This is a genomic window from Salinirubellus litoreus, assembly GCF_037335815.1.
Classification (GTDB): domain Archaea; phylum Halobacteriota; class Halobacteria; order Halobacteriales; family Haloarculaceae; genus Salinirubellus; species Salinirubellus litoreus.
Map to the genome: position 1 here is coordinate 1,547,588 of NZ_CP147841.1, position 18,815 is coordinate 1,566,402.

Genomic DNA, 18,815 nt, shown 5'->3' on the forward strand with positions numbered 1-18,815 from the left:
AGCGGTCGGGCGTAGCTCTCGATAGTCGCCGGAGCCCGTGGCCGCGTCCCCGTCACCGTCGAGATCCGACGGACGGTCGAGGGACGAACACGGCGTTCCGGAGCGTCGTTCGAGTCTCGCCGCGTCCCACCCGTTTTTGTCCGTACGGTACTCATCCGCGGGTATGCCGGAGGAACCCGCGGAGAACATCAGCGGCGGGCCCGACGGGGGTGGGATCGAGTCGGCGTTCGAGCCGAGCCCCGATCCGGCGACCCGCGCGGAAGCCGTCGTCGACCGACTCGGCGACATCTACTGGCAGAAGGCCTACGGCGGCCAGGACGCCTTCGAGTGTCTCGTCCGCACGGTCCTCTCACAGAACACCTCCGACGTGGCCTCACAGCCCGCCCACGACGCGCTGATGGCCCGGTACGGCGAGGGGGGCGAGGAGTGGGAGGACGACCTCGCGGTCTCGCTCGCCGACGCCGTGCGGGACGAGCTCGCCGAGACCATCGCGTCGGCGGGGCTGTACAACCAGAAGTCGAAGACGCTGATACGGCTCGCCGACCGCATCGTCGAGGAGTACGGCGGTGCGGAGGGGTTCGACGAGTTCGTCACCGGGGGCGATCCCGCCGAGGTTCGCTCGACCCTCCTCGATATGAAGGGCGTCGGCCCGAAGACCGCCGACTGCGTGCTGCTGTTCTCGGGCGGGCGCGGCGGGGTGTTCCCCGTCGACACCCACGTCCACCGCATCGCCCGGCGGATGGGGCTCGCACCCCCCGACGCCGACCACGAGGGGGTGCGCGAGTGCCTGGAGCAGGACGTTCCGCCGGAGAAGTGCGGCTTCGGCCACACCGCGATGATCCAGTTCGGCCGGGACTACTGCAAAGCCCGCAAGCCGGCGTGCCTGGACGATCCCGAGGCCTGCCCGATGGCCGACCGCTGCGACCAGGTGGGGGTCTACCCCGACACGGGGGAGGTCGTGGACCCCCGCGAGGCGAGCGATGTCGCCGACTGATCCCTCCCCTAGAGCCGCCGTCCCTCGAACCGACCCCTGACTACGACTCGAAGTAGCGCTCGACGATCCGCTCGCCGGTGCGCGCCGCGAGCGCCTGCCCCGTGTTCGTGGGGTTGGGGCCGCCGATACCGTTGGAGAGGGCGGAGTGATCGGCGACGAACAGGCGCTCGACGTCGTAGGCCTCGCAGGCCTCGTCCACGACTCTGCCCATCGCCATCGTGCTGTGGATGTGGATGGCCGTCGTCGGCGAGTCGGACCGGTGGACGTGTGACGCGCCGGCGGCCCGGAGGAGTTCGGCGGCGATCTCGGCCAGTCGATCCCGCCGCTGTCGATCCCCCTCACTCGGCTCGTAGTTCACCAGCGGGATCGGCCCGTGCTCGTCGGCCACACCCTCCTTCACCGAAACCCCGTTCCACCGGTGGGGGTGGTCGTCCGAGAGCACGAATATCGGGAGCAGTCGCCGGTAGCCCGCGAGTGTGCGCTTGAGCTCCGCCCCGGCGAGTCGGCCCATCGTGTCCCAGGGGGCGTCTTCCGGGTCGTTCTGGAAGGCGAAACCCGACGCGCTCGCGCCGAACCCGAGGAGGGCGTTGATGGCAGGTGAGGCCGTGATCGGCTGGAACATCCCGAGCCCGGGGTAGTCGAAGCGGATGGCGCTGTCCTGGCCCTCGAACTGGTCGACGGTCCGCTTGCCGACCGTCGCTTCGAGATCGTCGCCGTCCCACAGCCCAATCACGCTGTCCGGGAAGTGGACGGTCATCCCCCGGCCGACCCACCCGTTGTCGGGGAGGTCGGCGTTGAGCCACAGCCGCGGGGTCTCGACCGCGCCCGCCGCGAGCACCACGACCTCGGCGTCGACCCGTTCTCGCTTGCCCGACCAGGTGTCGCGGAACCGCACCCCCGTCGCCGTGGGCGCATCGCCAAGCGGCGTCTCGGTCAGGATGTCGGTGACGAACGCGTTGGGCCGGACGGTGACGTTCCCGGTCCGGAGCGCGGCGGGGACGAAACTGACGTTGCTCGCCCGCTTTGCCTTCTCCTCGAACGGCGCACCTCGGGGATGGGGGTTGCCGGTGATGTTCCCCAGCGAGAGGGTATCTCCCTCCAGATCGGGGTAGGTGAAATCCCCCTCGTAGCCGGCATCGACGTGGAGGCGTTCGTCGGGCTGACGGATCGCGTTCGGCTGGGGCCGGTAGCCCGGGCCCGTCACGTTCAGGTCATCCAGCAGGTCCCACCCCGCGGCCTCCGCCCCGCGGACGAACAGTTCCTCCTTGGCGGTTATCGGTGCCGGTGCGACGTCGCACATCGCCTCGACCTCCCGGTAGTAGGGGAGGAGGTCGGCGTAGTCGATCGGCCAGTGGCCCTGCTCGTCGAACGACGCGGGGTACGCACGGGGATGGTTCCCGAGGTAGTGGAGGGTGGTGCCGCCCACTCCGGAACACTGGAGGATCGCGCCGTCCCCGGGGAACTTCCGGAACCAGAACCCCCGCTCGTAGTCCGCCGGCCCGAAGATCAGGCGGTTGATCATCTCGAAGTCGCGGGTAGTGAACTGCTCGTCGAGGAGCTCCCCGCTCAGGTCCTCGACGCTCGATGAGGCCTCGCCGCCGGGCTCCTCGTGGGGTCTCGGCCACTTCCGGTTCCCGTGGAACGGGCCGGCTTCGAGCAACAGCACGGAGAGGCCGGCCTCGGCGAGCTTCCAGGCCGTGACCGGCCCGTCGCCGCCCGCGCCCACCACTACTGCATCGTAGCGACTCTCGACCATCGCTCACTCCGGGTAGGGTTCCTCGTAGCCGCTCGTGTCGTAGTCGTTCTCGCGGAACGACCCCGAGCCGTGGGTGAGGCGAACCGCCGAGGGGCCGTCGCCGATGGTGACCCAGGTCTCGCCGTCCCCGAGCGTGCTCCCCTCGGCCCCCAGGTATCCCCGGAGGGCGGCGTGCCCCGGGGCGGTTCCGGGATAGCCGGTCTGTCGCCAGCTCTGGACTGCCGCGGGGTCGTTCGAGTGCGTGAGTTCGCTCGGCGGTCGAACGAACTCCCCGTAGCCCTGCCACTCGCTGTAGTAGATCATCTCCGTGAACCCGACCACCAGTTGCCCGACGAGCCCCGCGTCGAACTCGAACAGGTCGTCCTCGAACGGCGTCAGCTCGAGTTCGAACTCGTCGAGTATGCTGATCGCCCGCAGCCGGTCCTCGCGTGACAGCCTGGCGAACATCCCGGCGGCACGCTCGGCCCGCATCGCCGCCACGCTGCCGGGCTCGTGCAGGGCCGCGGCGCGGTCGCGGCCCGGTTCGAGGGCGTTCTGCCCCCGGTCGACCAGCGTCAGCGCCGCGGCGTCGAGGACGTGCGCGACCCCGTCGGCCAGGGGGATGTTCCCCTGTGGCCCGAGGTGGGGGAGGCCGAGCTGGAAGCCGTCGTCGACGTACGTGATCACGAACTCGTCGAGGCCGACCGACAGCCCGCCGGGGACGTGTCCGGAGCCGAGTTCGTCGGCGAGTTCGGGCGTCTCGGGAACCACCGCGTCGACGATCGCCCGGAAGGTCACCGAGGTGTGGGGGTCCTCGCCCCAGTCGAGGCCGAGGCGCTCGGCCACCAGCCACGCGAGGGACTCCGCTCCGCGTCTCGCGGCGTCTATCCACCGACCGGCCCGACGCCACGCGCGACCGTCTGGCATACGTCCACATCGGTCATAGTAGTAATATCCTTTGCTGTGAAATATAGAAAGAACGACGCGTTCGCTCGTCGACCGGGGCCAGCGGGACCGGGAACCGGCTACCGACCGGGGGGATCGGTCGTACTCCGAGACGGGTCACTCCCCGTCGAACGGCGTCATGACGTAGTACAGACAGAGCCGTTCCCCGTCGCCCGACTCCTTCTCCTCGGAGTGGACGTATCCCAGCGAGCCCTCTCCGGGGGCGGGGAGGATCTGGAGGTCACCCTGGCACCACTTCCCAACCATGAAGTCGTCGGTGAGCTGGCGTATCTCGTCGTGCCAGTGCGTGAAGTCGAACGTCTTCAGTACCGCTTCGCCCATCTCCGTGCGGGAGTGCCCGCGCCAGACGTCGAACACCTCCCACTCCATGTCGAGTTCCCCGCCCGAGTCGTCGAACCGGAACTCGAAGTAGGGCTCGGAGAGCCCGGCGCTCGAGACGAGACGGGTCTCCCAGGGCGTCGACGTGAGAACCGAGGGATCGGGGGCGGTCCCGTGGTCCCACAGCGCCCGGTGGTCGACCGGCGAGAGGAACTCGAAGCCGTACTCGCGGGTCATCGCGAACGTCAGGAGTTCGATCCCGTAGGGGAACCGGCCGAGGTAGGCCTTCCCGACGAGCACGCCGTCGCTGATCGGGAGCAGGAGGTCGTAGAACATCCGGTACTGGAGGTCCGAGTAGGTGAGCAGGGCGTACTGCCTGCCCCGGTGTTCGACCTCGCGGAGCCGGTTGTGGCCCGTGATCACGCCGTCGGGATCGGACGTCTCGCCGCGGTAGGCGTCGCCCTCCGTCCAGAACCGCTTGTGGAACCCCGCCCGGATCGGCGAGAACCGGTTCAGGAGCGTCAGTGCGTGGTCGGTCGGGAAGAACCCGCGCCAGTACTGGTTCGTCTCGACCGTCCGGTCGGGCACGTCCACCCGACGGCCGCCGTCGTTGACGAGCGTGTCGATCGGCATCGGGTCCGCGGTCCGGAACAGCTCGTCCAGGCGTTCCTTCGGGCAGTACATCGGCTGCTCGGCCGAGCACTCGTCGGTCGTCGTTCGCGCCTCGACCGTCTGTGACCCACCCGACGACCTGCCCGGGGTCCCGGGATCGGTCGGAGGGGACGAACCGCGGCGCGCGCCGAACAACCGGGAGAGGCCGGCGAAGCGCGGGGAAGTCCTCGACTGTGCGACGATCCTGGACGGGAGCTGTGACATGGTAACGTATCGTCGAGAGCGAGAATAAATGTTTGTACAATAGTTATATATCCGAGCCACCCCCGCCGAACCGGCGAAGATAGGCCGGACGCCGGATCGCCCGGGCGCGAGGATCAGGGTTCGGCCGAGGCGACCGCTACCGCGGCCACCAGCCCGCTCACCAGCGCGAACGCCACGAACGAGAGGTTCGGAACCGTGAGCCCGAGGACCGGAGCCCGCCAGAGGACCGCCGCGCAGTCGCCGGCGAACCCACAGGAGACGGTCGTCGCCTGGAGGTAGGAGTGGTACGCGGCGAGGCCCGTGCCGAGGACGGAGAGCGGCAGGACGGTCCGCCAGACCGACGCCCGGCGCTCGACGGCCGCCACTCCGAGAACGACCACGAGCGGGTACATGAGGATCCGCTGGTACCAGCAGAGCTCGCACGGGACCAGCTCGAGGCCGAGCGAGAGGTAGAGGCTGCCGACGGTCGCGGTCGCGCCGACGAGCGCCGCCAGCGCCAGCGGGAGGCGGGGATCGTCGAACCCCGCGGCGAGACGCGAACCGGCCGCTCGGGTCGTCCCCACCATCGCCCTACGAGGTCAGCGCGTCGAGCGCCTGGCGCGTGCTCTCGGGGTCGAACGGCGAGTAGGCTTCCCGGTCGATGACCAGCGTGGGTGTGCCGCTCACCCCGGCGGCGCTCGCGGCCTCGGTCGTCGCCCGCACGCGGTCCTCGAACCGGCCGCCCTCGATGGCCGCTCGGATATCGGCCGTGGAGGAGACGCCCGCGTCCTCGGCGAACGACACCAGCCGGTCGGTCGTCGCCCAGGTCTCGCCCTCGGGGGGCTGGTTCGCCATCACCTGCTCGTGGTAGTTCCAGTAGCGCTCGGGGTCGACCGTCCAGACGGCGAGGCCGGCACGGGTCGCCCGCGGGGCGTCCGAGCCGAGGAACGGCTGGCCGTCGGACCCGTACGCGAGGCCGCGGTAGCGAAGCGAGGCGTCGCCGGGATCGACGTAGTCGGCCACGATCGTCCCGAGCGGGAGGACGGCCTGGTCGGCCTCGCCGGTGGCGAAGTTCGCGCAGAACGGGCACTTCCAGTTGCCGAAGTAGGTGATTACGGGATCCGAGCCGGTCCCGGCGGTGGCGTAGTCGACCGAGGAGGGGTCGTCGGGGATGGGCGCTCCGGTGACGGCACCCGGTGGGGGTGTGCCGGCGGGCGTGCCGTCGGAGCCGCCGCCGAACGAGACACAGCCGGCCAGCCCGGAGACACCGGCGAGACCCGCACCCGCGAGGAGTTCACGTCGCGTGTTCACGCTCGAGTGTAGCCGAACGCGGCGGTTCAAGTTTCTGGTCCGGACCGCCAGGGGGACGGGCTCACGAGCGACCGGCTCGATCGGTACGAGAGCGTCTTCCACGTCGGGAGGTCGGGACGCCTCGGCCGGGGGTAACGCGAGACGGCTACTGTCGACCGCAGGGCCACCTCGGGCGGCGGCAGACTCAATATCGCTCCTGTCGAATGGGCTTCGGATCGGATCGGATCCAGGAACACCACGATGCTCCAGATGAACGTCCTCCTCGAGATGCCCGTCGTCTTCCTGCTCGCGCTGTCGGCGGTCCTCGGCGGACTCATGGCCGGGTTCTTCTTCGCCTACTCGGCGAGCGTGGTGCTGGCACTACGGACGCTCTCGGCACCGGAGTACACGACGGTCATGCAGGAGATCAACGAGAAGGTCCTGAACGCGGTGTTCGGAGCGGTGTTCTTCGGAGCCGTCGTCGTCCCGGTCGGGGCGTCGGCCCTCGTCGTGCTCCAGGGGAACTGGTCGACGGGGTACGGACTGCTGTTCCTCGCGGGGACCGTCGTCTACCTCGCCGGGGCGTTCCTCGTGACGCTCGGCGTTCACATCCCGATGAACGACTACATCGCCACCTGGTCCCCGATCACGCCGCCCGACGAATGGGCCGCGGTTCAGGCGCGCTGGGCACGGTGGAACCACGTCCGGACGACCGCAGCGGTCGTCTCGTTCGCGCTGTACCTCGCCGCGATCGCCTCGTTCGGTCCGTAGAACCACACTTCGTGAGCGAGCCGGCGTCGGTCCGTAGCACGGTTTCCTCTCCAGCGCCCGACCCCCGTCAGGTTCCGATTGCCTGACGAATCCTCCGGACCGGTCGTTCACGACGAGTAGCGACTGCATCCGAATCCGAGGGGAGGCGGAGCGGTACGGTTCCAGCACGCTCACCCGCGACGAGCGACTACCGCGCCCGAGCGTAGCGAGGGCGCGACTGGAGCGAGGAGCGCTTTTTCCCCACGTTTTTTCCGGGGGCCTCGCTTTGCTCGGCCCCCCGTGCAAAAAGTGGTGTACCTACTTGAACCGGAACGTCTCGAGGTTCTTCGGGGCGAACGTTCGCATGTTGAACTCGTGGTAGAGCGCGCTGGAGAGATCCTGCGTCGAGGACTCGTCGCCGTGGACGCAGAGCACCTTCTCGGGCCGGGGGTTCATCGTGCGCACGAAGTTCTCGAGGCCCTGGCGGTCGGCGTGGCCGGAGAAGCCGTCGACCGTCTCGACGTCCATCTTCAGCGTCAGCGTGTTCGACCGGCCGCTCCCGTTCCGGTCGTTGATCGGGATCTCGTCCCAGCCGTTCTGGATACGCCGACCGAGCGTCCCCTGTGCCTGGTAGCCGACGAACACCATCCTCGAGTCGGGGTCGCTCCCGAGGTGGCGGAGCCAGGACATGATGGGTCCGCCGGTGACCATCCCCGAAGTCGAGAGGATGATAGCCGGGCCGTCGTCGACGATCTCCTGGCGCTCGTCCTCGCCGCCGTCGATGTGATTGAACTCCTCGGCGAGGAAGGGGTTCTCGTCCTCGTGGAAGATCCGATCCCGCAGGTCGTCGCGGAGGTACTCGGGGTAGGTGGTGTGGATGGCCGTCGCCTCCCAGATCATCCCGTCGAGGTGGACGGGCATCTCCGGTATCTCGCCCTTCCGCATCGCCTCCTCTAGGACGAGCATGATCTCCTGTGAGCGACCGACGGCGAACGCCGGGATGAGCACCTTCCCGCCCTCCTCGTGGGTGCGGTTGATGACCTCCTGGAGGTGTCGCTCGGAGTCCTCCTGGTCGGTCTGGTAGTCGTTGCGCCCGCCGTAGGTCGACTCCATCACGAGCGTCTCGACGCGCGGGAACTCGTTGACCGCGCCGTTGAACAGCCGCGTGTCGTCGTAGTGGATGTCCCCCGAGAAGGCGACGTTGTAGAGGCCGTCGCCGATGTGGAAGTGCGCGATGGAGGACCCGAGGATGTGCCCGGCGTTGTGGAGCGTGAGCTTCACGTCCGGGGCGATGTCGGTGACGTCGCCGTACTCCAGCGTGACGGTGTGTTTGATCGCCTCGCGGACCATGCTCGACTCGTAGGGCGGGGTCCGGCCCTCCTTGGCCGCGACGTCGAGGTAGTCGAGCGTCAGCAGCCCCATCAGGTCCCGCGTGGGCTCGGTCGTGTAGATCGGCCCGTCGTAGCCGTATTTAAATAGCAGCGGGATCAGCGCGGAGTGGTCGAGGTGGGCGTGGGTCAGCACGACCGCGTCGAGGTTGTTCGCGCCCGCGCCGAGCGCCTCGGGCACCTGGAGGTAGGGCACCTCGCCCTCCGCACCGGGCTTGTCGCCGCAGTCGATGAGGATGCGCGTCTCGGCGGTCGAGAGGATGAACGCCGCCCGGCCGACCTCCCGGCAACACCCGAGGGTCGTGATGCGGACCCACTGCTCGTCGGCCATCTCCTTGCGGTGGATCTGCCGGCCGACCCGTTCGAGTATCTCCCGGCGCTCCTCGCGCTCCTGCTTGAGGAAGTTCCGGACGTTCGAGACCGTCGAGGACTCGATCGGTGGCGTCCTGACGACCTCGGGGGTCCACCCGACGCGCTGGGTGATCTCCCGGAGCGTCGAGCCGTGCCGCCCGATGACCATCCCGGGCTTCTGGGCCTCGATGATGACCTCGCCGGTGTCGGCGTGGAAGTCGAGGTCCGTGACCCCCGCTTCCTCGGGAATGACCTCCATGATCTCCTCGCGCGCGCTCTCGGGGTGCGAGAGCGTGTCCGGGTCGGGCCGGACGGTGATGCGCTTTCGGAGCTTGGAGGCCAGTTTGCGGACCAGATCGCCGTTCTGCGCGAACTTCTTCGGATCGCGCGTGTAGACGACCAGTTCGGGCCCCTCGTACTTCACGTCGGAGATCGAGATGTCGTCGGGGACCTCGCCGATGATCTTCGACTTCAGGTCCTCGAGTTGCCGCTCTACTGTGCTCATGAGTGTCGGTGCGCCGCGCCGCTGGCCGGCCGACTCGCGTCGACCCGCGCAACGGTCGCGTGGCGCGATGGAAGGAATCTCTTCATGTTCGCTTTCCGATTGGACAGAGAGTTCGCCCCCGTGGGGCGACTGCGGGAGAGGTTACCCGTAAAACCCGCGTGTGTACCGACGTAGGCCACTGTGTGTATAAAACCCTTCGGGACGAGACGCGGATATGACCGGTGATGGGAGCGCCGACGGGGACGGAGCGGGGTATCGACTGCGGCTCACGCCCGCGACGGTCGAGCGCGAGCGCGACTGGGTGCGTGACCGCACGGCGGTCGTAGGGCTGATCAACGAGACGCGCGCGGCCCTCGGCGAGGCGTTCGAAACGGAGGTCGGATCCGTGACCGAACCGGACTACCGCACGGAGGTAGAGCGGGTGTTCGCCGACGGCGACGTCGCGGTCAACGCCGCCGCGCTGATCGCCCTGCTCCGCGGGCTCGACGTCGAGGACGACTACCCGGGGTTCGTCGTCGACGAGTTCCTGGGCCGGGAGCTCGCGGCCACGATCGCGAGCACGCGCGGGCGGGCCTACTCGCTGCTCGCGGAGGCGACGTTCCACTACGCCGACATCCACGCGCACGGGACGCCCGAGGAGGCGGCCGGGGCCGACGACCTCGACGCCGCGCTCGCCGCGGGGTTCCAGACCCGCCTCCCCGGGTGGGCCTGGACCGAGGGGGACTCGCCGTTCGCCGTCGAGTGACGGAGCCGAAAACGGCCGACACGGGCCGGAAGCACGCTATCGAGGAGCGTTTCAGGGGGTTTTTATCCGGACGCGGAGTAGGGCCGGTAGATGACCCGTATCGTCGTGGTGGACAACGACGGACAGTTCACCCACCTGGAGCAACGGGCCCTCCGCGACATCGGCGTCGAGACGGAGATCGTCTCGAACTCGACCCCGGCGTCCGAACTCGACGCCGACGGGATCGTTCTCTCGGGCGGTCCCCACAGCGCGGACCCGGAGCGCGGCGGCCGGTATCTCGACCTCGGCGTCCCGGTGCTGGGGATCTGCCTCGGCATGCAGGACATGGCCGCGGCGTGCGGCGGCCGCGTCGGCTCCGGCGAGTACGGCGGCTACGCGGACGTGACCGTCACCATCGAGGACCCCGACGACCCGGTCGTCGGGTCACTCGCCCCCGAGACGCGCGTCTGGGCCTCCCACGCCGACGAGGTGAAGGAGGTACCCGAGGGGTTCACGCTGACGGGGAGCAGCGACGTCTGCGGGGTCGAGTCGATGAGCGACACCGACAGGGATCTCTACGGCGTCCAGTGGCACCCCGAGGTGGCACACACGGCGGAGGGGGAGGCCGTCTTCGAGAACTTTCGCGCCGTCTGCGAGCGGGCGTCGGACGGGTGACCGACGGAGGTTCCACGAGCGAATAAATAACCGGACGCGAAAGGACACACCACATGAGCAACACGCAGGGCGATCTCGCCTCGCTCTCGCGGTTCATCTTCCGGGCACCCTCCTGGTACTCCAGCGTGGCGTTCTCGCTGCTCATCGCCGCCCTCGCGGGGGTCGCCGCCTTCGACTCGCGGTTCGTCCTCGAGGACGCCTGGCAGGGGGTGTTCTTCATCGGCGTCCCGACGGTGATCGCGAGCCTCGTCACCCCCTGGCTCGACGCCCGGCTCGGCGGCCAGCTCACCCCGAACCGCGCCTCGCTGCTCGCCCTGACGTGCGAACTCGTCGTCGTGGGCGTCCTCACGGTGGCGGGCGTCGTCGCGATCCTCTCCCCGGCGTTCAACCAGGACTTCGTCTTCGACGCGCTCGTCGCCTCGCTGGCGAGCATCTTCGCCCTCCGCCTGCTCGTCGTGATGGCCGTCTCCCGCCGCAAGCTCCGGGTCGCCGCGATCCCCGCGAGCGTCCAGACCGTCGCCGGCGCGACCCTGCTGTTCGTCTACTCGGGGACGATGCGCTACTTCGAGGTCGGCGGGCCCATCCTCCGGTCGTACCTCTCGCGTCCCGAGAAGGCACCGCCCGAACTGCTGGTCGTCGGTCCCGAGGAGTTCGTGCTGCTCGCGCTGACCTGTGGGCTCTACGCCGGGGCCGTCTACCTCTTCCTGCTCGTCATCGACCGACCGTGGCGGCAGTCGATGGGCGTCTCGGTGCTGGACTTCCTCCGGGGGTTCATCGGCCACATCGCCGAGGGGTCGCGCGAGCTCGAGGAGTTCTTCGAACAGCTCGGCGAGGAGGCCGTCGTCCCCGTCACGGTCCTCTCGTTTCGAACGAACGTGGGCGAGAAGGCACGGTTCGTCCTCCCGATGATCCACCCCGGTCCGATGGGCGACATCGGTGGGGGGAACCTCCCCGAGCGGGTGGCCCGGGAGTCCGAGGGGCTCGCGTTCCCGCCGCACGCCACCGCCGGCCACGACTTCAACCTCGTCACCGCGCGGGAGGTGAACGGGCTCATGGCCGCGGCCCGGACCGCACACGACCGCATCGAGTACGACGCCGAGGCCTCACCCGCCGCGCGCGAGACCGAGGGCGAGGCGACGCTCCTCGGCCAGCGGTTCGGCGACGGCGCGCTGATGACCGCGACCTACTCGCCGGGCTGTGCCGACGACGTCGAGTACGCCGTCGGGCTCTCGGCAGCCGCCGAGGCCCGGGCGAGCGGCCTCTCGGACGTCCTGCTCGTCGACGCGCACAACTGCAACGACGGCCTCGACGGCGAGGACCTCGGCCACGTCGTCCCGGGGTCGCGCCGCTCGTTCGACATGATACGGGCCGCCGGCCGCCTCGGCGAGACGCTCGCCGCGAGCCACACCGACTCGCTCCGCCTCGGGGTCGCCTGGGACCCCACCGAGTGGGGCCCGCTTGACGGAATCGGACCGCTCGGCGTCCGCGTCGCCGTCGCCGAGGTCGGCGACCAGCGGACCGCCTACGTCCTCGTCGATGGGAACAACATGGAGCCGGGCGTCCGCGAGCGGCTCATCGGCGCGCTCGACGGCGTCGACCTCGCGGAGGTGATGACGACCGACACGCACGTCGTCAACACCGTCGAGGCGACCAACCAGGTCGGTGACGCCATCGACGTCGACGAACTCGTCGCGCTCGTCCGCCGGCTGGCCGACGAAGCGGTCGACGACCTCGAACCCGTCGAGGCCGGCATGGCGACCGAACACGCCGAGGTCACGGTGTTCGGCAACGACCGGACGGAGACGCTCGCCTCGCACGCCAACGCCATGATCTCGATGGGCGGGGCGCTCGCCGGCGCGTTCATCCTCGCGGTGACGGCGGTGTCGGCGCTGATCTTCTTCCTGACGTAGCGGGGTCGAGCGCGCGCCGGCCGGCGGTCTCTCGGCGTTCCCGTCGTAGCACGCGATGGCGCGGTGGTCCGGTGGGCGGCGTCACAGAGGCTATCGTCGTCGCCGTCGTACTCATCGAAACGACCGATACCCATGACGCATCTCGATATCTCGACAGGGGCTGGCGGCGGGACGGCGACCGAACGATCGGGAGTCGTATGAGCGACCGACTGCAGCGCCGCAGCGAGGGAGGAACCAGCTACCTGACCGGCGGGGAGGGCCCGATCGTGGTGTTCCTCCACGGCATCCCGGGGTCGGCGCTCACCTGGGAGCCGGTGGCGACGCGGCTCCGATCGCAGTACCGCGTCGTCCTCCCCGACCTCCGCGGGTTCGGCCACTCGGAGCCACCTGTCGGCGACTACTACATGGAGGGGCAGGCGCGGGCGGTGAGGGACCTCCTCGACGCGCTCGGGATCGAGGAGTTCTCGTTCGTCACTCACGACTTCGGCGGGCCGGTCGGGCTGACGACGATGCGGCTCTTCCCGGAGCTGACCGTGCGGGGACTGGTACTCTCGAATACGAACGTGTTCACCGACACCTACGTTCCCCCGCCGCTCCGCGTCGCGAAGGTGCCCCTGCTCGGTACGCTCTGCTTCGGACTGATAGTCGGCAACAGGTTCGGGCTACGGCTCCTGTACCGGGCGGCCGTGGTGGAGAAGGGGACGGCGACGTGGTTGCGGTTCCAGCGCCACCTCACACCGTCGGGTATGGCGATGACTCGCCGCATCTTCCAGCGGAGTCTGACGGACCTCGAAGCGAACTACGGGGAGGTAGAGCGGATGCTCCCGGAAGTCGGGGTCCCGACGCTGGTGGTCTGGGGTGACGACGACCCTTTCTTCTCGACCGACGTGGCCGAACGGACGCGGGCGGCCATCCCCGGTGCCGATCTCGTCGTCTACGACCGGACGGGCCACTTCGTGCCGGAGGAACGCCCGGCCGAGGTCGCATCGGACGTCCTCGCACTCCTTCGGTCGGGGTAGGGAAGCCGCCTGGTCAGGCCCCGTCCCCTCCGCCCTGCGCCTCCGCGAACAGTTCGTCCACCGCGGCCTCCGCGGCCCGCACCGCGTCCTCGGCCACCTGCTCCGGATCGAGATCGTCGGGCGCGTTCAGGTAGACGTCCACCTCCAGAGTACCGTCCTCGAACCGGACGGTCACGTCGAGGTCGTCGATCTCCGACTGTTTGTACCGCGAGAGGACGAGCCCCTCGGCGGCGTCGGAGGCGGCCTCGACGACCGCCTCGTCGCTCGGTTCCCGTTCGTCGCCCGGGTCCGTGTCGGCGTCGCTGTCGCTCATAGACGGGTGTGAACCGCGCCGCGAGAAAGGTCTGGCCGTTCGGGTCTACGCGCCGCCGGCACCCGGACCGCCGGGACCCATCGGGCCACCGCCGCCGGGACCGCCCGCGCCCGGACCGCCGGCACCGCCGCCCTGGAGCATCTGCTGGAGTTCCTGCTGGAGCTCCTCGAACTTGTCGCGGACGCGGTCCTCCTGCTTCTCGAGGGTCTGGACGCGCACTTCGAGGCTGTCGACCTTCTCCTCTAGGTCGTCGTAGGCCTCGTCGTACTCCGTCTCGATGAGCAGCTCGCCGACCTCGCGGTACATCCCGGTGTCCTCCTCGATGTCCTCGAGGGCGTCGAGGGCCGTCTTCGACTCGCGGAGCGTCGACTCGGCCTGCTGTTTCTGTGTCGCGACCTCCTGTGCGGTCTCCTGGAGGTCCTGGAGCTCCTCTATCTTCTCCTGGGCCTCCGGCGGAAGGTTACCCTGCATGGACGGACGGTGGGGTTCCCCCCTGAAAAACCCACGCTATTCCGACGAGCGGTCGCCCGGCGGTGTCGGTACGTCTCGGGAGACGAACTGCAGCGGCGAGAGCCGAGGACACGGCCGTCCGGCCACGCCGTGGTATGGGCGGAACGCCCCGTCACGGTCTGCCCTGGGGTGGCTCGGGGGTCCACCGCTCGTCGGTCCTCTCGACGGCGTGCTTCGTCGCGATCCCGAGGAGGACCACCGCGACCCCCGCCAGCAGCAGTTCGACGGCCGGGCGGAGACGCCCGGACCGGGATCGAGTACAGTAGCGTTCGGAACCGATGCGGCACCGCCCCCGAACAGGAGCCAGTGCCACTCGCCCACGGCGGTCGACGCGACTCCTGCGACCCGGTCGCGCGGTGACTCCTCGTCACCGTACCAGGCAGAGTCGGACATCGACCCCGGGGGTCGGGCCACGCGAGGGGTAAAAGCGGTGTCGGATTACGTACCCACCTGTCCTGAAAGAAGCCCGCAGAACCCGAGTGCGAACCGCTCGAACCGTCTCTCGGTCGTGAGCTCGGTGAGCCGCTCCCGCCCCTCGTCGACCCGTCGGGAGAGGGTCGACTCCGCGCTCGCGCCCGGGAGGACGGAGACGATGACGTCACCCGGGGTCGAGGCGGGGGCGCTCGCCGCCGTGAACGCCCGGAACGCGGGGTTGAGCGGCCGACCGAGCGGGTGGTCGGTCGAGGAGAGGTCCATCAGTGCCAGCCGGCCCGAACAGAGCGAACACCACTCCTCGACGACGCCTGCGGGGTCGGCGAACATCCCCGTCACGAACGTTCCGAGGACGGCGTCGACCTCGCCTTCCTCGATCGGCGGGCGGGTGGCGTCCCCCCGCAGGAGACCCGCTCGGGGCGAGCGCTCCTCCGCTCGCGCCAGCAGTTCGGGCGTGAGGTCGACGCCGATCACTCGGCCCCCGGGGCCGACCCGCCGGCGGAGGTACGGGAGGTTCGCGCCCGATCCACAGCCCATCTCGACGACCGTATCGCCCGGCGAGAGCTCCAGCGCGTCGGCGGCGGCACGACGCCACCGTCCCACGCCGGGGAGCGTGGCGATGCGGTCGTAGAGGGCGGCCCACCGGCCGTAGAACCCCGGGACCGACACCCTACGCGACCCCCCTGACCCGCTCGGCGGCGGCGACGGCGTCGGGGCCGAGCACGTAGATCACCGGCTCGACGCCGAACCCGCCGGTCTGGTACAGCACGTCGGCGTCGGGATTCGACCCGACGGCGGCGACGACCGCCTCCTCCAGGTCGGCCTCGGCGTCGAACTCGACCGCCTCGTACTCGGCGGCGAGCCGTTCCACGAGGTCGGGATCGTACCGGACGTTGACGGCGGCACGGGCGTCGCTCCCGGCGCTCCGGGCGGCCAGCAGCAGGCCCGCGACGTGCTCGCTGACACCGAACTCGGGATCTGCGGGGACGGTCGTCCGGCCCTTGACCTCCAGGAGACGACCCGGTACCGCGGCCACGTCGTCGATGGTCTCCGCACCCGGGACGGCCTCGACGAGGTTCGACCCCACCGCGGGGATGAGCGCGGCGAACCCCGAGGTGTTCTCGAGGACGCGCAGGCCACGGCGGATCGAGGCGAGCACCCGCTCCGCGGTCCGGAGCTCCGAGTCGGGGTCGTGGACGTCGAACCCGCCCTCGTAGTCGGCCAGGGGCGGGAACGCCTCCTCGTGGAGCCGGGAGAGCAGGTCACCGCGTTCGAGCCGCCGAATCAGTACCTCCGTCTCGACCAGCGCCTGCACCCGGCTCACGTCGCCGGTCGCCAGCCCCTCGGCCAGCCGCTCGACCAGGTCGCGGACCCGCTCGTCCTCGCTGACGGCCTCGTTGACCGCCACGCCGCCCTGGGCGTACTTCGAGACGGCGCTCTGGCTGATACCCAGGAGGTCGGCCACCGCCGACTGGGTGAGCCCCCGCTCGCGGAGCGCCGAGGCCAGCATCGAGCGGTAGGTCGGGAGGAACTCCTCGACGACGACCTCCTCGACGAAGCGCATCTATCGGTCGCCTCCGGACGCCGACCAGGTCGACACCGAGGTCCGCCCCGCCGCGCTCATTGGCCGCCCCCGAACTCCAGGTCCCCACCGATCCGAGAGGCCTGCGGCCCGGTCTGGTCCTGGTACTTCGAGCCGCGGTCGCTCCCGTACGGCCGTTCGGCCGGGGTCTTCAGCTCGGTGAACAGCACCTGCGAGATGCGCATCCCTGGAGAGAGCGCGACGGGCGCGGCACCGAGGTTCGAGAGTTCGAGCGTGATCTGGCCGCGGTACCCCGGGTCGATGATCCCCGCAGTCGCGTGAATGACGATCGCGAGCCGGCCGAGCGAGGAGCGTCCCTGGACGTGGGCGATGAGATCCGACGGTATCTCGACGCGCTCCATCGTCGTCCCGAGGACGAAGTCCCCGGGGTGGAGGATGAACTCACCCCCCTCCTCCACGACGGTCTCGGTGACGTAGTCGTCGACCTCGTGCTCGCTGTTCGGGTGGATGCACGGGATGTTGGTCCGGCGGAACTCGAGGAACTCCCGACCCAGCCGGAGGTCGACGCTCGCCGGCTGTATCTGGAGGTCTGGATCCGACAGCGGCTCGATGGTGAGGTTGCCCGCCTCGAGCCGACGGCGGATGTCCCCGTCCGACAGTATCATGCGGGAGACGGCGAGCGAGAGGGGCAAAAGGCTCTCGGTGGGCCGCCGATACGGGTATCGACGTTTTCCCGTCCGCGTCCCGCTGGCGACTATCCTCCTGCGTCCGGCGAGGGACGGGACCAGACTTACCCGTCTCAAGGCACGCGGTGCGGTATGGTACAGCAGGACCCACACGAGACGGACGATACACCACACACCTACGAGTGCGTGGACTGTGGCGAGCGGGTCGAGGCCGAGAGCCACCCCGTCGACTGTCCGGAGTGCGGCGGGGAGATGCAGAACATCAGCAAGCCCCGGGAGTAGGTCCCCGAACGCTCGGCGGGACGGGTAGGTGGACACCGCTAAGGGTCCGGCCGCCGGAGCCACGATATGGACACGAAACAGGCCATCGTCGCCCGCACTGACATCGGGATGGGGACGGGCAAGCTGGCCGCACAGGTCGCCCACGCCTCGCTGTCGGCCTACGAGGACGCCGACGAGAGGACGCGAAAGGCCTGGAAGGGGTCGGGACAGAAGAAGGTCGTCCTGAAGGCGTCGAGCGAGTCGGGGATATTCGAACTCGCGGACCGCGCCGAGCGCGAGGGGCTCGCCCACGCGGTCATCCGCGACGCGGGACACACGCAGCTAGACCCGGGCACCGTCACCTGCCTCGGCGTCGGCCCCGGGCCCGAGGAGACCGTCGATCGCGTCACCGGGGATCTCCCGCTCTACTGAACCGCCCGGCGCGACGGGACCGGCGGCCTACGACCGCGGGAACGCCCGTGCGTACTGCGGTGGGACGTCGACGCGGTCCATCGCGTCGAGTTCGCGCGCCGCCGTCAGCGTGAAGTACGGGTCCCGGAGGTGCTCGCGGGCGAGGATGGCGAGGTCCGCGCGACCGTTCAGGATCACCTCGTTCGCCCCCTTCGGGGTGGTGATACCGCCGACCGCCCCCACGGCGAGCTCCTCCTCGTCGTAGGCCGCGCGGACGTCCTCGGCGAACGGCGTCTGGTAGTGCGGACCGGTGTGGGGGATCTCCTGATCGGGGTGGATACCGCCCGAGGAGACGTCGACGAGGTCCGCGCCGTCCTCCGCGAGCAGGCCCGCGAGCCGGACCGTGTCCTCGCTCGTCCAGGCTTCCTCGCCCATCCAGTCGGTCGCCGAGAGGCGGACGAGTACGGGCCTGTCGTCGGGCCACACGTCCCGCACAGCACGGGTAACCTCCCTGACCAGTCGCGTCCGGCCGTGGAAATCCCCGCCGTAGTCGTCCTCGCGGGTGTTGGTGACGGGCGAGTAGAACTCGTGGAGGAGGTAGCCGTGGGCCCCGTGGACTTCCGCGACGTCGAAGCCCGCGTCGAGCGAGTGTTCGGCGGCCTCACGGAACGAGTCGATCACCCCCTCGATATCCTCGACCGAGAGTGCCTCGACCCGTTCGTGGGGTTCCTCGTGGGGATACGGGACGTCGGTGGGGCCGACTGGCGTCCACCCGTCCGAACCGTGGACCGGGCCGCTCTCCTCGGAGAACGGTCGGAACGTGCTGGCCTTCCGGCCGGCGTGGGCGAGCTGGATCGCGGTGGTCGCGCCGTTGCGTTTCATCGCTTCGACCGTCGGGGCGAGCGCGTCGGCGTGCTCGGCCGACCAGATGCCCAGGTCCTGCGGGGAGATTCTTCCCCTACCTTCGACGGCCGCGGCCTCGCTCATCACGAGGCCGGCACCGCCCACCGCCCGCGAGACGAGGTGCTGGCGGTGCCAGTCGGTGGCGAGGCCGTCCATCGCCTCACAGGAGTACTGACACATCGGCGAGACCATCACGCGGTTCCGTATCGTCGTCCCCCGGAGTTCGAGAGGGTCGAACAGGTCGGTCATCGATCGGGGTTCACGGTCCCGGGACAA

General features: G+C 69.7%; 20 protein-coding genes. 8 read left to right on the plus strand and 12 right to left on the minus strand.

Annotation, left to right across the window (positions count from 1 at the left end):
* Window positions 1–163 precede the first annotated feature (163 nt).
* On the plus strand, window positions 164–994 hold the full coding sequence (locus WDJ58_RS07515) for an endonuclease III domain-containing protein (RefSeq protein ID WP_338917038.1): 831 nt from the start codon (window positions 164–166) through the stop codon (window positions 992–994).
* Between the two features lie 40 nt (window positions 995–1,034).
* Here the strand turns inward: WDJ58_RS07515 and WDJ58_RS07520 are convergent, their stop codons facing one another.
* The 5 genes from WDJ58_RS07520 to WDJ58_RS07540 all read right to left on the minus strand — a co-directional run bounded on the left by WDJ58_RS07520 (window position 1,035) and on the right by WDJ58_RS07540 (window position 6,179).
* Window positions 1,035–2,750, minus strand: a complete 1,716-nt coding sequence (locus WDJ58_RS07520; protein WP_338917039.1) for a GMC family oxidoreductase — start codon at window positions 2,748–2,750, stop codon at window positions 1,035–1,037.
* A 3-nt stretch (window positions 2,751–2,753) separates the two neighbouring features.
* The gene (locus WDJ58_RS07525; RefSeq protein ID WP_338917041.1) at window positions 2,754–3,656 is read right to left on the minus strand and encodes a hypothetical protein; all 903 of its coding nucleotides are present in this window, start codon (window positions 3,654–3,656) and stop codon (window positions 2,754–2,756) included.
* A 135-nt stretch (window positions 3,657–3,791) separates the two neighbouring features.
* Window positions 3,792–4,889 carry a hypothetical protein gene (locus tag WDJ58_RS07530; protein ID WP_338917042.1) on the minus strand — a complete coding sequence of 366 codons (1,098 nt, stop codon included), beginning with the start codon at window positions 4,887–4,889 and terminating at the stop codon, window positions 3,792–3,794.
* A 113-nt stretch (window positions 4,890–5,002) separates the two neighbouring features.
* Entirely contained in the window at window positions 5,003–5,455 is a 453-nt protein-coding gene (locus WDJ58_RS07535) for a disulfide bond formation protein B (RefSeq protein WP_338917043.1), read from the minus strand.
* 4 nt (window positions 5,456–5,459) lie between these two features.
* On the minus strand, window positions 5,460–6,179 hold the full coding sequence (locus WDJ58_RS07540) for a DsbA family protein (RefSeq protein ID WP_338917044.1): 720 nt from the start codon (window positions 6,177–6,179) through the stop codon (window positions 5,460–5,462).
* 249 nt (window positions 6,180–6,428) lie between these two features.
* Between WDJ58_RS07540 and WDJ58_RS07545 the strand changes: the two genes are divergently transcribed.
* The gene (locus WDJ58_RS07545) at window positions 6,429–6,929 is read left to right on the plus strand and encodes a DUF1772 domain-containing protein (protein ID WP_338917045.1); all 501 of its coding nucleotides are present in this window, start codon (window positions 6,429–6,431) and stop codon (window positions 6,927–6,929) included.
* A gap of 297 nt (window positions 6,930–7,226) precedes the next feature.
* Here WDJ58_RS07545 and WDJ58_RS07550 read toward each other — a convergent pair whose 3' ends face one another.
* A complete protein-coding gene (locus WDJ58_RS07550; RefSeq protein ID WP_338917046.1) occupies window positions 7,227–9,152 on the minus strand; it encodes a beta-CASP ribonuclease aCPSF1 in 1,926 nt (641 codons plus the stop codon).
* A gap of 259 nt (window positions 9,153–9,411) precedes the next feature.
* Between WDJ58_RS07550 and WDJ58_RS07555 the strand changes: the two genes are divergently transcribed.
* The 4 genes from WDJ58_RS07555 to WDJ58_RS07570 all read left to right on the plus strand — a co-directional run bounded on the left by WDJ58_RS07555 (window position 9,412) and on the right by WDJ58_RS07570 (window position 13,480).
* Window positions 9,412–9,897 (plus strand): hypothetical protein, encoded by a 486-nt coding sequence (locus tag WDJ58_RS07555; RefSeq protein WP_338917828.1) that lies wholly within the window; start codon window positions 9,412–9,414, stop codon window positions 9,895–9,897.
* Window positions 9,898–9,987: 90 nt separating this feature from the next.
* Entirely contained in the window at window positions 9,988–10,551 is a 564-nt protein-coding gene (locus WDJ58_RS07560) for a GMP synthase subunit A (RefSeq protein WP_338917047.1), read from the plus strand.
* A gap of 53 nt (window positions 10,552–10,604) precedes the next feature.
* Window positions 10,605–12,461, plus strand: a complete 1,857-nt coding sequence (locus WDJ58_RS07565) for a DUF2070 family protein (protein WP_338917048.1) — start codon at window positions 10,605–10,607, stop codon at window positions 12,459–12,461.
* 197 nt (window positions 12,462–12,658) lie between these two features.
* Window positions 12,659–13,480, plus strand: a complete 822-nt coding sequence (locus WDJ58_RS07570) for an alpha/beta fold hydrolase (protein WP_338917049.1) — start codon at window positions 12,659–12,661, stop codon at window positions 13,478–13,480.
* Between the two features lie 13 nt (window positions 13,481–13,493).
* On the opposite strand, the gene WDJ58_RS07575 is transcribed toward WDJ58_RS07570, so the two are convergent.
* The 5 genes from WDJ58_RS07575 to dcd all read right to left on the minus strand — a co-directional run bounded on the left by WDJ58_RS07575 (window position 13,494) and on the right by dcd (window position 16,943).
* A complete protein-coding gene (locus tag WDJ58_RS07575; protein WP_338917050.1) occupies window positions 13,494–13,793 on the minus strand; it encodes a DUF3194 domain-containing protein in 300 nt (99 codons plus the stop codon).
* Window positions 13,794–13,838: 45 nt separating this feature from the next.
* Complete coding sequence (locus tag WDJ58_RS07580; protein WP_338917051.1) at window positions 13,839–14,264, minus strand: prefoldin subunit beta; 426 nt, start codon at window positions 14,262–14,264, stop codon at window positions 13,839–13,841.
* A gap of 477 nt (window positions 14,265–14,741) precedes the next feature.
* Complete coding sequence (locus WDJ58_RS07585; protein ID WP_338917052.1) at window positions 14,742–15,404, minus strand: class I SAM-dependent methyltransferase; 663 nt, start codon at window positions 15,402–15,404, stop codon at window positions 14,742–14,744.
* A 1-nt stretch (window position 15,405) separates the two neighbouring features.
* A complete protein-coding gene (locus WDJ58_RS07590; RefSeq protein WP_338917053.1) occupies window positions 15,406–16,299 on the minus strand; it encodes a thiamine-phosphate synthase family protein in 894 nt (297 codons plus the stop codon).
* Between the two features lie 56 nt (window positions 16,300–16,355).
* Window positions 16,356–16,943, minus strand: a complete 588-nt coding sequence (gene dcd / locus WDJ58_RS07595) for a dCTP deaminase (RefSeq protein ID WP_338917054.1) — start codon at window positions 16,941–16,943, stop codon at window positions 16,356–16,358.
* 153 nt (window positions 16,944–17,096) lie between these two features.
* Between dcd and WDJ58_RS07600 the strand changes: the two genes are divergently transcribed.
* Together WDJ58_RS07600 and pth2 are read left to right on the plus strand one after the other, a co-directional pair.
* Window positions 17,097–17,246, plus strand: a complete 150-nt coding sequence (locus WDJ58_RS07600) for a rubrerythrin-like domain-containing protein (protein WP_338917055.1) — start codon at window positions 17,097–17,099, stop codon at window positions 17,244–17,246.
* A gap of 66 nt (window positions 17,247–17,312) precedes the next feature.
* Window positions 17,313–17,657 carry a peptidyl-tRNA hydrolase Pth2 gene (pth2, locus tag WDJ58_RS07605; RefSeq protein WP_338917056.1) on the plus strand — a complete coding sequence of 115 codons (345 nt, stop codon included), beginning with the start codon at window positions 17,313–17,315 and terminating at the stop codon, window positions 17,655–17,657.
* Between the two features lie 27 nt (window positions 17,658–17,684).
* On the opposite strand, the gene WDJ58_RS07610 is transcribed toward pth2, so the two are convergent.
* Window positions 17,685–18,788, minus strand: coding sequence for an NADH:flavin oxidoreductase/NADH oxidase (locus WDJ58_RS07610; protein ID WP_338917057.1), 1,104 nt, complete (start codon window positions 18,786–18,788; stop codon window positions 17,685–17,687).
* Between the last annotated feature and the right edge of the window lie 27 nt (window positions 18,789–18,815).